The sequence below is a fragment of the Shewanella sp. K8 genome, assembly GCF_028823715.1.
Lineage (GTDB): Bacteria > Pseudomonadota > Gammaproteobacteria > Enterobacterales > Shewanellaceae > Shewanella > Shewanella algae.
The window spans coordinates 34,739-48,391 of sequence record NZ_JAPEHY010000031.1 but is presented as its reverse complement, the minus strand read 5'-3'; the positions used below and the strand labels follow the sequence as shown (position 1 = coordinate 48,391).

Annotated in this window: 14 protein-coding genes; all 14 read right to left on the bottom strand. The window is 53.3% G+C overall.

The annotated features are described in order from the left end of the window. Positions 1-9 precede the first annotated feature (9 nt). Positions 10-483 carry a hypothetical protein gene (locus ON072_RS16100; protein ID WP_025887446.1) on the bottom strand — a complete coding sequence of 158 codons (474 nt, stop codon included), beginning with the start codon at positions 481-483 and terminating at the stop codon, positions 10-12. After that, positions 476-1,624 (bottom strand): protein-glutamate methylesterase/protein-glutamine glutaminase, encoded by a 1,149-nt coding sequence (locus ON072_RS16095; RefSeq protein ID WP_028779141.1) that lies wholly within the window; start codon positions 1,622-1,624, stop codon positions 476-478. The genes ON072_RS16100 and ON072_RS16095 overlap by 8 nt, the downstream gene beginning before the upstream one ends. Before the next feature lie 20 nt (positions 1,625-1,644). Further along, positions 1,645-3,990 carry a chemotaxis protein CheA gene (locus ON072_RS16090; protein ID WP_274626096.1) on the bottom strand — a complete coding sequence of 782 codons (2,346 nt, stop codon included), beginning with the start codon at positions 3,988-3,990 and terminating at the stop codon, positions 1,645-1,647. Positions 3,991-4,004: 14 nt separating this feature from the next. After that, positions 4,005-4,742, bottom strand: a complete 738-nt coding sequence (locus ON072_RS16085; RefSeq protein ID WP_025011075.1) for a protein phosphatase CheZ — start codon at positions 4,740-4,742, stop codon at positions 4,005-4,007. 13 nt (positions 4,743-4,755) lie between these two features. Continuing rightward, positions 4,756-5,139 (bottom strand): chemotaxis response regulator CheY, encoded by a 384-nt coding sequence (gene cheY / locus ON072_RS16080; protein ID WP_025011074.1) that lies wholly within the window; start codon positions 5,137-5,139, stop codon positions 4,756-4,758. 47 nt (positions 5,140-5,186) lie between these two features. Beyond that, the gene (locus ON072_RS16075; protein ID WP_025011073.1) at positions 5,187-5,906 is read right to left on the bottom strand and encodes an RNA polymerase sigma factor FliA; all 720 of its coding nucleotides are present in this window, start codon (positions 5,904-5,906) and stop codon (positions 5,187-5,189) included. Further along, entirely contained in the window at positions 5,899-6,780 is an 882-nt protein-coding gene (locus ON072_RS16070; RefSeq protein WP_025011072.1) for a MinD/ParA family protein, read from the bottom strand. Before ON072_RS16070 ends, ON072_RS16075 begins: the two co-directional genes overlap by 8 nt. 4 nt (positions 6,781-6,784) lie before the next feature. Beyond that, on the bottom strand, positions 6,785-8,161 hold the full coding sequence (gene flhF / locus ON072_RS16065; RefSeq protein ID WP_045282484.1) for a flagellar biosynthesis protein FlhF: 1,377 nt from the start codon (positions 8,159-8,161) through the stop codon (positions 6,785-6,787). Between the two features lie 6 nt (positions 8,162-8,167). After that, positions 8,168-10,273 carry a flagellar biosynthesis protein FlhA gene (gene flhA, locus ON072_RS16060; protein ID WP_028779136.1) on the bottom strand — a complete coding sequence of 702 codons (2,106 nt, stop codon included), beginning with the start codon at positions 10,271-10,273 and terminating at the stop codon, positions 8,168-8,170. A 62-nt stretch (positions 10,274-10,335) separates the two neighbouring features. Then, positions 10,336-11,472: a flagellar biosynthesis protein FlhB gene (gene flhB / locus ON072_RS16055; RefSeq protein ID WP_044734083.1), complete on the bottom strand. Its 1,137-nt coding sequence runs from the start codon at positions 11,470-11,472 to the stop codon at positions 10,336-10,338. Beyond that, entirely contained in the window at positions 11,472-12,269 is a 798-nt protein-coding gene (gene fliR / locus ON072_RS16050) for a flagellar biosynthetic protein FliR (RefSeq protein ID WP_025011070.1), read from the bottom strand. Before fliR ends, flhB begins: the two co-directional genes overlap by 1 nt. Positions 12,270-12,272: 3 nt before the next feature. Continuing rightward, positions 12,273-12,542, bottom strand: coding sequence for a flagellar biosynthesis protein FliQ (fliQ, locus tag ON072_RS16045; protein ID WP_025887440.1), 270 nt, complete (start codon positions 12,540-12,542; stop codon positions 12,273-12,275). A gap of 9 nt (positions 12,543-12,551) precedes the next feature. Next, on the bottom strand, positions 12,552-13,262 hold the full coding sequence (gene fliP, locus ON072_RS16040; RefSeq protein ID WP_234506375.1) for a flagellar type III secretion system pore protein FliP: 711 nt from the start codon (positions 13,260-13,262) through the stop codon (positions 12,552-12,554). Between the two features lie 29 nt (positions 13,263-13,291). Further along, the gene (fliO, locus tag ON072_RS16035; protein WP_025011068.1) at positions 13,292-13,651 is read right to left on the bottom strand and encodes a flagellar biosynthetic protein FliO; all 360 of its coding nucleotides are present in this window, start codon (positions 13,649-13,651) and stop codon (positions 13,292-13,294) included. Positions 13,652-13,653 lie beyond the last annotated feature (2 nt).

Sequence of the window (13,653 nt, the reverse complement as noted above, 5' to 3'; positions counted from 1 at the left end):
CTTGTACGGCTACTCATTACCCTCTTCACGGGTAGTGACACGGATCCCACCGTGAGGTAAACGTATTACTTTTACGCCATTTTCCAGCTCTGTCACCCTGGTATCTTCAGTCTGAGCAGGCAGTGGCACTGCGGCCCCAGCCTCGCCCGGGGTTCTCTCTGGCGAAATATCACCCGACGGGACTGACAAGTTGGCTGAAGTCGGAGCCTCTGGCCCCGTCCCGGATGTCACCTTAGGTCGAATCACATCCAATAAGGATGCTGTCTGTTGTGGGTGACGACTCATCCAATCGGCAATAATCGCGGCCTGTTCATCCGGCACCATCAAGAGGACCTGGGACGATTCAAGCTGGGCGACTTTCTCACTCAGTTGCCGATTTTTTTGTCGCAAGTCCCAGTAAAGCGCCGCCACTACCACCAAGGCGACCAAAAACAAAAACAGCGCCAACCGGTATCCCAGCAGGCGCGTCTCTTTGTCAGCCACGAGCCGATTCTCTCAATATCGCCTCTGCCATATTATCCAGTGAGATAGACTGGCTGGAGATACCGGCCGCCGTCACTGCCTGTGGCATGCCATAAACGACGCAAGAGGCTTCATCCTGGGCCCAGATGGTGGCACCAACACCTTTGAGCATGCGCGCACCTTCTCGGCCATCGGCACCCATCCCCGTCAAAATAACCGCCAGTACATCTCCGCCAAAGGCCTTGGAGGCTGAAGCAAAAGTGATATCGACACAGGGCTTATAGTTCATCTCTTCATTGCCGGCGAGAATTTTAATCCTGCCTCCAGCGCCGGAGCGCTCGAGCATCATCTGCATACCACCGGGCGCGAGATAGGCACAGCCTGGTCTGAGCATATCGCCATTGACCGCTTCTTTGACTTCTATCTTGCACAAGCCATTGAGCCTGCTGGCAAAGGCCGGAGTAAAGGCTGCAGGCATGTGCTGTACCAATAAGATAGGATGCGGATAATCCGCCGGAAACTGGGTCAAAATTCGCTGCAATGCCACAGGGCCACCAGTGGATGTGCCTATAGCCAACAGCTTGTATTGTTTACCACTGGCTCTGGCAGGGGCCGCTCCGCCGCTGCGCCTCACCGGCTGGCGACTGGCGGCAGCACTTTCAGCTGTAGCAGCTTGACGCTGCAGACTGCTTGGCGCCGTGGGTCGGCTTGGGGTGGTTGCCGGCGTAGGCGCCACACTCGGACGGACTATAGGGCGGAATATACGCCTGCGTCCCAACGCCTTGACTCTTTGCTGAAGCAGTCGAATCGCTTCGTCCTTGTTGGTAGCAATGTCCTCAAAGCGTTTGGGCAGAAAATCGAGAGCCCCGGCGTCCAGCGCATCCAAGGTCGCCTTGGCTCCATCATGGGTCAAGGAGGAAAACATCAGGATAGGTGTCGGATGAGAAGCCATTATCTGCCGCACGGCGGTAATCCCGTCCATGACAGGCATTTCAATATCCATGGTAATCACCTGAGGCTTGAGCTCGGCGGCCAGTTTAACGGCTTCGGCACCGTTATTGGCCATACCTATCACCTCAAGCTCAGGATCCTGATTGACTATCTCGCTGACACGTCGTCGAAAGAAGCTCGAATCATCGACAACCAAAACTTTAATGGTCATTTAAATCCTTATACGGCACTTCAACGCTTGGATTTGGCGTAGTGCTTCAATAATCCTGGTACATCGAGGATCAGCGCGATTCCGCCGTCCGACGTAATTGTGGCCCCGGCCATACCCGGTGTGCCATGCAACATGGAGCCCAGAGGTTTAATTACCACCTCTTCCTGACCTATCAGGGCATCTACCACAAAGCCTATCTGCATGGTGCCAAGCTGAACTATGACCACATGGCCATGTTTCTTGTCACCATGCTGGAAACTCATCGGCTTACGGCTGAGCCAACGCTCAAGATAGAAGAGTGGCACAGCTTTGTCCCGAACGATCACTGTCAATTGCCCATCTACAATATTGGTCTTGGTCAGATCCAGATGGAAAATCTCATTCACGCTGGAAAGCGGCAAGGCAAACACCTGCTTGGCAACTTCCACCATCAGAGTGGGCATAATCGCCAAGGTTAAAGGTACCTTGATCTCCAGACGAGTGCCTTTACCCTTGACCGAGTCGATATGCACAGAGCCGTTAAGCTGAGTAATACGGGTCTTGACTACATCCATCCCAACACCTCGGCCGGAGATATCAGAAATCTCCACCTTGGTTGAGAAGCCGGGAGCGAAGATCAGGTTATAGGCTTCCTGATCGGACATTCGGGCGGCGCTGTCTTCATCCAGCACACCACGACTTATGGCAATCTCTTTGAGTTTGGCAGCGTCCATACCGGCGCCGTCATCCTCAATTTTAAGCAGGATATGGTCACCTTCCTGACTGGCCGCCAAGGTAATAACCCCGGTTCTGGGCTTACCATTGGCCTCGCGTACATCAGGCATTTCAATACCGTGATCCACTGAGTTACGCACCAGGTGCACCAGAGGGTCGGCAAGGGCTTCAACCAGGTTCTTATCCAGATCCGTGTCTTCACCTATCATCCGCAGATCTATCTCTTTATTGAGACTGCGGGCCAAGTCGCGAACCACCCGAGGGAAACGACCGAATACTTTCTTAATCGGCTGCATCCGGGTCTTCATCACGGCACCCTGCAGATCGGAGGTCACCAGATCCAGGTTGGCCAGCGCCTTGGACATCTCTTCATCTTCGCGGGATATCCCGAGGCTGACCAAGCGGTTACGTACCAATACCAGCTCACCGACCATATTCATGATCTCATCCAGGCGAGCCGTATCTACCCTAACAGTGGTTTCCCCCTGAGGCACACTGGTCGCAGCCTTGGCCGGAGCAGTGTCTTTGGCAACAGCAGGAGCCTTGGCCTGAGGTTTGGCAGCTGCTTTAGGTGCCTCGACTTTGGCAGCAGCTGGAGCCGCCTTCGGCGTAGCGGCAGCATTCGCTGCCGGTGCTTTGGGTGCAGCGACTTGAGATGCAGAGGCTTGAGATGCAGAGGCTTGAGATGCAGCAGGCGCTTTAGCACTTGCATTACCCGCAGCAGGCTCTGAACCACTGGTGTTAGCGCCAGGGCCGGCGCCTTTGCCGTGCAACTCATCGAGCAGTTTTTCAAACTCATCATCGGAAATTTCATCGGCATCGACACTGGTAGCAGGCGCTTCCTCTACGGCACTGTTGGCCGCAGGTGCGGCAGCAAACTGGCCTTTGCCGTGCAGCTCATCGAGCAGTTTTTCAAACTCATCGTCTGTAATGTCATCGGAAGAGGTGTTGGCAGGTGCACTATCGCTGGGCTTGGGAGCATCACCACTCGGGGCCGGTGTACTATTGGCAGAAGGTCCCTTGCCTGAACCATGCAGGGCATCCAGCAGGGCTTCAAACTCGGCTTCATCGATTTCATCTATGCTGCCTTCAGCCCCTTGGGCCGGAGCCTTGGGTGCTTCAGGAATTGGCGCGGCCGGTTCATCAAACAGTTCCACCCCGGCGGCGCTGTCGAGCATGCCGTCAAACAGCTCATCAACACTCTCATCACTGGGTTCTACTGCAACAGGAGTTTCCTCCTGAGCCTGCTCGGAGGGCAAAGGCGCCCCTGAACTGAGCAACTTGAGTTTGTCCAGCAAGACTTCATCCGCGGGCTCTTGCTCCTGACCGGACTGAGTTTGGCCGAACATGGTATTTATACTGTCGAGCGCCTGCAGAATGATGTCCATCAATTCAGAGCTGACGCTACGCTTACCGGTACGCAACAAGTCGAAGGTGTTTTCTGCCTCGTGGCATACATCCACCATGGGGGCCAATCCCAGGAATCCGGCACCGCCTTTGACCGTGTGAAATCCCCTGAAGATGGCGTTGAGCAGATCCGTATCTTCCGGATTGTTTTCCAGAGACACCAACTGTTCCTGCAACAGCTCTAGGATCTCGCCTGCTTCAATTAAAAAATCCTGGAGTATCTCTTCATCAACATCAAAGGCCATTAAATTGACTCCTATTAGAAACCCAGACTCGAAAGCAGATCATCTACTTCATCCTGACCGTTCACCACGTCTTCGCGTTGCTCTGCGTTCAGGATAGGCCCTTCTGCCTCTATGCTCTTCTCTTCCTTGCCGCGAATTTCATCCAGCGGCTGCTCACCGAATACTGTCAGCATAGAAACCAAGCTGTTTTCGACTTCCCGAACCAGTTCTATGACCCGGCGAATCATCTGTCCGGTCAAGTCCTGAAAATCCTGGGCCATCAAAATCTGATTCAGCAATTCCCGCAGGCGACAGGCATCGGCTTCGCTCTGCTGCATAAAGTGCTGTACGTCATGACACAAGCTCTTGAATTCATGCAAGGCCAGATCGCGGCGCATCAACTTGTCCCAGGCGGGCTTAACATTTTGCAGGTTGGTACTCAGAGCATCCGACAGCGGCAGACATTCCTCAACCGCGTCCATGGTCTTGTTGGCGGCTTGCTCTGTCATATCTATGACATAAGTCAGTCGTTCTTTGGCATCGGGAATATCAGTATTGGCAAGCTCAATAAGCCGGCTATCCACTTGAAAATCCACCAAGGCGCTATGCAACTGGCGGGTCAACTTGCCAACTTCATCAAACAGATCCCGTTGCAGGGGAGCCGCCAGTTCCCGAAGTAATTCATCGGCCTTTTCCTGCTCGCCCTGACTGAGCAAGGCCACTAATTCCTGCGCCTGCTCCAGTGTCACCAGCCCGGATGTCTCTGCTTTCATCGCATCACCCCACTCAACCGAGCCGTTCGAAGATCTTATCCAACTTCTCTTTCAGCGTAGCGGCAGTAAAAGGTTTAACGACATAACCATTCACACCGGCCTGAGCAGCCGCGATGATCTGTTCGCGTTTTGCTTCGGCTGTCACCATCAATACAGGGATATGCTTGAGGTGCTCATCGGCGCGAATCGCCTTGAGCAGGTCAATCCCCTGCATACCTGGCATGTTCCAGTCGGTTACGACGAAATCAAAATCGCCCTTTTGCAACATAGGCAGGGCTGTTGAACCGTCGTCTGCTTCCTGGGTGTTGTTGAACCCCAGGTCTCGCAACAAGTTCTTAATGATCCGTCTCATCGTTGAAAAGTCATCAACGATAAGAATCTTCATATTCTTGTCCAAGGTTTCCTCCGGTGAGCTGACATACTTAAAAGTTGCTCAATCATTAATTACGCTTGTGTCCAGTGCTTGAGTTTGGCTTTCAGCCTCAGCATGGCCTGACTATGGATCTGGCTCACCCGGGACTCACTTACCTCAAGAATGGCACCAATCTCTTTTAAATTCAGTGCTTCATCATAATATAGCGACAAAACCAAGGCATCGCGCTCTGGCAAGCGCTTAATTGCATCGGTCAAGGCTGATTGGAATTGGCTTTGGGCCAGATCCTCAAAAGTGTCGTCGGCCGGCATATCTTCCGACACCAGTACATCTGGCGCTACCCCCAGGTCTTCTATCCCTATGATTTTGCCGGTAGAAACATCATTGAGAATATGATGGTATTCATCCAGCGACATATCCAGTCGCTCGGCAATTTCACTATCACGGGCATCCCGGCCCAGCTCCTGTTCGAGCTCATCCATCACCTGAGCTACACGCCGGTTGTTGCGATGAACCGAGCGTGGCACCCAGTCGCCACGGCGTATTTCATCTATCATGGCGCCACGTATGCGGATCCCGGCAAAGGTTTCAAACTTGGCACCTTTGCTGCCATCAAATTTGGATGAAGCTTCCAGCAGTCCCATCATGCCGGCCTGCAGCAGGTCATCGAGCTGAACCGATGCAGGCAGACGCGCGAGCAGGTGATGGGCTATTCGTTTTACCAACGGTGCATATTGCTCAACGATCTGTGTCTTATCGTTTAAACCTGAGTATGCAGCCGCTTTATTCACTCGCACCTTCCTCCTGGTATTCAGTTCTTTGTACCAAACGTTCGACAAAGAACTCGAGGTGGCCTCCCGGTTGCTGAGGTATAGGCCAGCTCATAATCTTGTTGGCCAGCCCATGGTAGGCGATGCTGGCCGGAGATTTGGGATAAGCTTCCACTATCAGTTTCTGCTTTCGCACCGACTTGCGCAGGTTCTCATCGAACGGAATAGTTGCTACAAGTTCCAGTGCCACATCCAAAAATCTGTCGGTTACTTTACTGAGCTTAGCAAATAACTCCATACCTTCCCGCAAACTACGTACCATATTTGCGACAATTTTGAAGCGGAACACACCATGCTCACGACTGAGTATCTTAATCAGTGCATAAGCATCGGTAATTGAGGTGGGTTCATCACAGACAACCACGAGTACATCCTGTGATGCACGAGAGAAGCTGAGTACCATATCTGAGATCCCGGCAGCCGTATCGACTACCAAAATATCAAACTGGGTTTTCATTTCGCTGAAGGCGCGGATAAGACCGGCGTGTTGGGCCGCAGTCAACTCGACCATGGCCTGGGTGCCAGAGGTGGCGGGAATAATGCCAATTCCTTTTGGGCCACGAACAATAATATCATCGAGTTCAGACTCACCCGAGAGCACATGGGATAAGTTACGTTCGGCGCGCAGCCCAAGCATCACATCCACGTTGGCCAACCCAAGGTCAGCATCCAATACCAGGACGCGTTTGCCTTTCTCTGCCAGAGCAACCGCAGTATTGATGGAGACGCTGGTTTTACCCACCCCACCCTTGCCTCCGGTCACGGCAATCACTTTTACTTTTTCGTTATTTGGTTGATTCATCATTCGTAAACCGCTCGCTTGGTCCCGGGTCATAGCTTTACTCAAATGCATAGGTCATCTCTTCTGACCTGGCTTTATTATTAAAATGGCTTGCTTCTGTCTTGTTCAATACGGCCAATGCCTGCTTGGCCAAGGTCAGGGTATCGGCTACCTGCATATCCTCAGGAACCCTTTGACCGTCAGTAATATAACTTAATGATAACCCACTTTGGATCAACACGCTCAGCGCGGCGCCCAAAGAGACGGACTCATCAAGTTTAGTTAAAACCGCCCCTGCGAGATCAATTCGCTGGAAATGACTTACCGCCTCTTCAAGCACCCGGCGTTGACCGGTTGCCGAGAGCACCAGATAGCTACGAATAGGCAAACGGGTATTGGCGGCAAGGTTATCCAGTTGTTGGTACAAGCGCATATCCCTTTGTCCCATACCTGCGGTATCTATCAAAACCAGTTTCCGGCTACGGAACTGATAAAGTATCTGCTCCAACTCATTGAGATCATGAGCTTGCTTCACCGGACATCCCATTATTTTGCCATAAGTTGCCAATTGCTCAAAGGCTCCGATGCGATAATGGTCCATGGTGACCAACAATACAGAATCCGGGCCATGATGGGCAATGAAACGGGCCGCAAGTTTGGCCAATGTGGTGGTTTTACCAACACCGGTAGGACCGACCAACGCGACAATGCCGCCCTGGCGCATTAAATCATCACCTTGATTATCAAGCAGGTTTGCCAGACTTTGGGGCAAGGCACGGCCAAGTTCAGCGCTTTGATAGTGCTGGCTTAAAGATGCCAGGCGCTCGGCAACATCAGGGGAGAACTCGGCTTCCAGTAATTTACGCTTCAACATGGCACCAACAGGATCTGTACGGCTGCGCTGATCCGACATCAAACTGGAAAGCTGATGGGTCAACAAACCACGCAGGGAAGCCAGCTCTTCACGCATGGCTTCCATCTCTTGCTGTTGCTTGACGCTGTTGCCCTTGCTTGCCCGCTCAGGCGTTTTTTCACGCAGCTGTGGCGCTGGCTTGTGCTCTTCGCCAAGCCCTTTGGCCCAAGCAGGCATATCCAAATCTTTGGCGCTGTTTTGCTGCCCCAGCTGTTCATTCAAACGGCTCTGTTGCCGCTCAAGCAAAGCTTGCAGAGAATCGGCAACAGGCTCCGGGTTGGTCTTACTATTGCTGCGCACATGACCACTGCCGAGGGAGACTTTGTCCTCACCCAACTCCATAAAAGGCGATGCGGTTGGCGCCGCAGCAGGCTTGGGAGAGTCGTAATCAACCGCCGCCACTATCTCTATGCCGCCGGTAACCTTCTTGTTGGACATGATTACGGCATCTGCCCCCAGAGTCTCTTTCACCTGAGCCAGCGCAGCACGCATATCTTTGGCAAAAAAACGTTTAATCTTCACTTTCGGTTACCCCTGTTGGCCAACGGCTGACACTATGCGTATCTGTTTCTCATCGGGCACCTCCTGATAGGAGATCACCCGCAGATTGGGAATAGTGTGCTTAACAAAACGTGACAGAGTAGAACGCAGCATGCCGGATGTCAGCAATATGGCGGGCTGACCTACCATTTCCTGCTTCTGGGCCGCTCCGGCCAGTGACTGCTGCATACGCTCTGCCAGTCCCGGCTCGATATTCGGACCTTCGCCCCCTGTCGCCTGCATTGACTGATGCAACATCTGTTCCAACTCTGGCGCCAAAGTTATGACGGGGATTTCCGGCTCAGGACCGGCTATCTCCTGCACTATCATGCGTTTAAGGGCAATACGTACCGCGGCGGTCAACACCTCGGTGTCATTGCTCTTGGGACCGTACTCCAGCAGGGTTTGGACTATGGTGCGCAGATCCCGAATCGATACCCCCTCGTTAAGCAGGTTCTGCATCACCTTAACCACATTGCCCAGGGTCATCACATCGGGAATGAAGCCATCGACCAATTTGGGCGAATGCTTGGCCAGCATATCCAGCAACTGTTGCACTTCTTCGTAACCCAGCAGTTTGGAGGCGTTGTTGGTCAGAAGTTGGCTGAGATGAGTGGCCACCACAGTGGCGGCATCCACAACCGTGTAGCCCAGAGTCTGGGCGTGCTCTCTGAGCTCGGGGGCAATCCATACCGCATCCAGACCAAAGGCGGGATCTTTGGTTTCTATGCCATCCAGCTTACCGAATACCTGTCCCGGGTTAATCGCCAGTTCACAATCGTGACGTACTTCGGCTTCACCACTTGCCACCCCCATCAAAGAGATGCGATAGGCATTGGGAGAAAGGTCCAGGTTGTCGCGGATATGTACTGCCGGCACCAGGAAACCCAGTTCCTGAGACAGCTTCTTGCGCACCCCTTTGATACGGCCGAGAAGCTCGCCACCCTGACCTTTATCCACCAAAGGAATAAGGCGATAACCCACCTCCAAGCCAATGGTGTCCACATGACGAACATCGTCCCAACTGAGTTCTTTGGGTTCGTTGAGGCTCTTCTCTGTGGGCCCTTTCTTGGCGAGCTCCAGCGCCTGTTGTTTGTTCTTTTCATTACGTTTGTAGATAAAGAAGGCGCCCACTGAGGCCAGCAAGGCAAAGGTTAAAAACGCCAGATGAGGCATGCCGGGCACTATCCCCATCACAAAGAGTACCGCAGAAGCGATGAGCAATGATTTGGGGTTGTCGAACATCTGCTGCACGACCTGCTGCCCCATATCGCCGGACTCATTCTGACGGGTCACCATCAGCGCGGCAGCGATGGACAACAACAGCCCGGGTATCTGCGCTACCAGGCCATCACCTATGGTCAGCAGGGTGTAAATCTCTACCGCTTGGGAAAAGCTCAGTCCGTGCTGAACTATCCCTATGATGAAGCCACCCAAAATGTTGATCACCAAGATCAAAATACCGGCAATCGCATCCCCTTTCACAAACTTGGAGGCACCGTCCATAGAGCCGTAGAAGTCGGCCTCACGAGTGACTTCTTCCCGGCGTACCCTGGCCTGCTCCTGATTGAGGATCCCGGCATTGAGGTCGGCATCAATCGCCATCTGTTTACCCGGCATGGCGTCCAAGGTAAAGCGGGCACTCACTTCCGAAATACGCCCGGCACCCTTGGTTACCACGGCAAAGTTGATGATAATCAGAATGAGGAACACCACCAGACCTACGGCATAGTTACCGCCGATCACCACAGAGCCGAAGGCCTCAATCACTTTACCGGCAGCATCACCGCCGTTGTGACCTTCGAGCAATACCACCCGGGTAGAAGCGACGTTAAGCGCCAGTCTGAGCAGAGTGGCTACCAGCAAAACGGTCGGGAAAGCAGCAAAATCCAGTGGCCTTTGAGTGTAAACAGCCACCAGCAGCACCACCAGTGCCAGGGCGATATTGAAGGAAAACAGGATATCCAGCAGAAAGGCCGGCATAGGCAAAACTATCATGGCCAGCGTCGCCAGGACCAGAAGCGGCGTGCCTACGCCCTTGAAGTTTGCCGGTTTTACTTGCCTCAGTTGCCCGAGCGTCGCTTTAACATCCATTCACTATCAGCCTGAAGTTTGACACTTAGACCAAGTTCAGCAAGTTTCGCGCCAAGTTAGCTTCAATACTGCTTGTATTCATCCGGGATGGGTTGATTGAGAGGGATAGGTTTGGGCCGAGTGCCCTTGCCTTTTTGGTATTGCCTGAGCTGGAACACATAGGCGAGCACTTGGGCTACAGCGGTGAACAGGCCTTCGGGGATCTGCTGATTGAGCTTGGTAGTATGGTAAATCGCCCGCGCCAGAGGCGGCGCCGACACTATGGCAACCTGGTGCTCTCTGGCAATTTCACGAATTTTAAAGGCCACATCGTCAACGCCCTTGGCAAGCACAAAGGGCGCAGGTGACTTGTCTACATCGTACTTTATCGCTACCGCGAAGTGCTCGGGGTTAACCACTATTACATCGGCCTTGGGCACTTCACTCATCATCCGCCGCTGGGCCATCTCCCTTTGCAACTGGCGAATACGGCCTTTGACCTCGGGCTTTCCTTCGGTGTCCTTGTACTCGTCTTTGACTTCCTGCTTGGTCATCCGCAATTGCTTGGCGTGGTTCCAAATTTGAAACGGCACGTCAATGACCACTATCACCAGGGTGGACGCACTCAGTAGAATAAACATCCATACCAAGAGATCCAATGCATGGCGTATGTTGCCCGGCAGGTGATCCTGCGACAACCTGAGAATATCTTCAAAGTAGAAGCTCAGCAGCAGATAGGCTGACAGTGCCACCACGGAAAACTTGGCGATCCCCTTGGCCAGCTCCACCAGCGCCTGTACCCCGAACATCCTTTTAAAGCCGGTCATAGGGTTCATCTTACTGCCCTTGGGCATAAATGCCTGGGTCGAAAAACTGATACCGCCTAGAACAATATTACCGACAAAGGCCACGAAACCGAGAAACAGAATAAAACCGGCCATAGGCCAACCCAGCTCGGCGGCAACTATACCCCAGACATTGAACATGCTGTTGGTATCGAATATCTGATCCCGTTCCATGGAGAAGATACGGCTCATGACAGAGGCCAGACTGGCGGCCAGACTTGGCCCCAGCATGGCAAAACCCACGGCTGCGGCCAACAATACCGCCGAGGTGCCCAACTCTTTTGACCTTGCAACCTGCCCTTTCTCTCTGGCCTGTTGCAAGCGCCTGGAGGTTGCCTCCTCGCTTTTTTCCTGCCCGTCTTCGTTCTCTGCCATCAGGGGACTCCATCCAGATTACAGGTCAGCTCCAGCATGTCACACAGCAACAGCTGCGCCGCATGCCAAACCTCATCGAAGTGAGCCATCACAGGCCCCAGTGTCAACCAAAGAATAATCAGGCCACCTATCATGGTAACGGGAAAACCTATGGCAAAAATGTTCAGCTGGGGTGCCGCCCGGGTCATCACCCCGAAAGAGAGGTTAACGGTAAGCAGTGCGATAATGGCCGAGATAGACATGGTCAACGCGGCGCCGAACATATAGCTGCCCCACTCAGCCAGGGTGCGATAGTTGGCAATTTTGATCCCTTCGCTGGATACCGGCAAGGTTTCAAAGCTTGCCACCAGCATACGTATCATCACCAGGTGGCCATCTACCGCCAGGAAGATCATGGTGGTCAGCAGCAAAAAGAAGTTACCTATCACAGGCGTCTGCTGCCCTGAGCTGGGATCCACCATGGAAGCAAAGCCCAAACTGGTTTGCATGCCGATTATCTGCCCGGTCAGCACAAAGGTTTGCATGATGAGCAAGGTAACAAACCCCATGGCGGTACCGATAAGAATCTGTTGAGTAGTAATAAATACTGCTGCGAGAGAGAAAAGATCCACTCCGGGCATGGGCGGCAAGACAGGCGCTATTGCCACAGTCAAGGCCAGCGCCAGCAACAAACGGACTCTGGCTGGCGTGGTATTGGCGCCAAAAACCGCCATCACCATCAACATGCTGGCCACCCGAAACAATGGCCAGAGGTAGGCGGCCAGAGTCTGTTGGATGCTGTCGAACAGTATCTCCATGGCTCAGCCCACCACTTGCGGGATCCTGTGAACCATCTCGATAAAGAAATCCATCATGGTGCGCACCAGCCAATGACCGATAAACATCAGTGCAAACAGGGTCATCAAGAGCCTGGGCAGAAAACTCAGAGTCTGTTCGTTAATGGAGGTAGCAGCCTGAAACACTGCCACAATCAAGCCTATGATCAACCCGGGCACCACTATGGCCGAAACCATCATCACGATCACCGCCAGGGCTTCGCGGAAAATGTCGATCAGTGACTCGGGGGTCATCTGCGCCTCCTATAAACCGAAGCTGCCGGCGAGAGTGCCCATCACCAGGGTCCAGCCATCAACCAGCACAAACAACATGATCTTGAACGGCAAGGAAACAATCATGGGGGATAGCATCATCATACCCATGGCCATCAGAATACTGGCCACCACCAAATCCAGCACAAGGAAAGGCACAAACAGCATAAAACCTATCTGGAATGCGGTCTTGAGCTCACTGGTGATAAAGGCCGGGATCACCACTGTCATAGGAGCATCTTCAGGGTTGTTGATGTTCTGGTAGCCGGAGATCTCAATAAAGGAGTTGAGATCCGTGGTGCGGGTTTGTGACAACATAAACTTTTTCAGCGGCGATTGTCCGGCATCGAATGCTTGCTGCAAGGTCATGCTGTCATTCATGTACGGCTGCACCGCGTCATCATAGATGCGGTCAAACACAGGCGCCATGATAAAGAAGGTCATAAACAGGCTCATACCGATAAGAACCTGATTGGAAGGGGTTTGTTGCAGGCCTATAGCCTGCCGCAGGATAGACAAGACCACTATGATACGGGTGAAAGAGGTCAGCATGATCACCATGGCCGGCAGGAAACTCATGGCGGTCATCAGCAGCAGGATCTGCATGGTCACCGAATACTGAGTCGAGCCATCCGGCCCGGTAGTCACGGTTACCGCCGGAAACAATGCATCCTGAGCCTGGGCAAAGCCCGGCAGCAGCATCAGAGGTAATAGCAGCAGTGGCCAATATTTCATGATGGTTTCACCCTGGCCTGCCTGAGCTTGGCGGCGAAGCTCTCATTGTCTATGGTCACCGGCCGCTCCAGCTTATCTACCAAAGAGACTTGCGCCGCGGTGACTCCCAGCAGGTATTGCTGCCCATCCAGTTCCACCAATACCAGCTTCTCTTTCTGCCCGAGCGGGGTAACTGCCAGCGTCTTGATAGCCGATTGGCTGCCCGGCACCAAATTGAGGCGTTTCACCAGATAGGCCAGCACAAAAATCAACGCCAGCACCAGAATAAGCCCGCCCATCATGCTGGCCATGGTCGCCAGGCTGCTGCCACCGTCGTGAGTCAAGGCGGTTGCCGCCTGGGTCGTCGTTTGAGTCATGG

Excerpts from the sequence above, each read along its gene's own strand:
- ON072_RS16095 (WP_028779141.1), bottom strand. The coding sequence starts at position 1,624 with ATGACCATTAAAGTTTTGGTTGTCGATGATTCGAGCTTCTTTCGACGA.
- ON072_RS16070 (WP_025011072.1), bottom strand. The coding sequence starts at position 6,780 with ATGACCCGGGACCAAGCGAGCGGTTTACGAATGATGAATCAACCAAAT.
- flhB (WP_044734083.1), bottom strand. The coding sequence starts at position 11,472 with ATGGCAGAGAACGAAGACGGGCAGGAAAAAAGCGAGGAGGCAACCTCC.
- fliO (WP_025011068.1), bottom strand. The coding sequence starts at position 13,651 with ATGACTCAAACGACGACCCAGGCGGCAACCGCCTTGACTCACGACGGT.
- fliR (WP_025011070.1), bottom strand. The coding sequence starts at position 12,269 with ATGGAGATACTGTTCGACAGCATCCAACAGACTCTGGCCGCCTACCTC.
- fliP (WP_234506375.1), bottom strand. The coding sequence starts at position 13,262 with ATGCTGCTGCCGGGCTTTGCCCAGGCTCAGGATGCATTGTTTCCGGCG.
- flhA (WP_028779136.1), bottom strand. The coding sequence starts at position 10,273 with ATGGATGTTAAAGCGACGCTCGGGCAACTGAGGCAAGTAAAACCGGCA.
- ON072_RS16085 (WP_025011075.1), bottom strand. The coding sequence starts at position 4,742 with ATGAAAGCAGAGACATCCGGGCTGGTGACACTGGAGCAGGCGCAGGAA.
- ON072_RS16090 (WP_274626096.1), bottom strand. The coding sequence starts at position 3,990 with ATGGCCTTTGATGTTGATGAAGAGATACTCCAGGATTTTTTAATTGAA.
- fliQ (WP_025887440.1), bottom strand. The coding sequence starts at position 12,542 with ATGACCCCCGAGTCACTGATCGACATTTTCCGCGAAGCCCTGGCGGTG.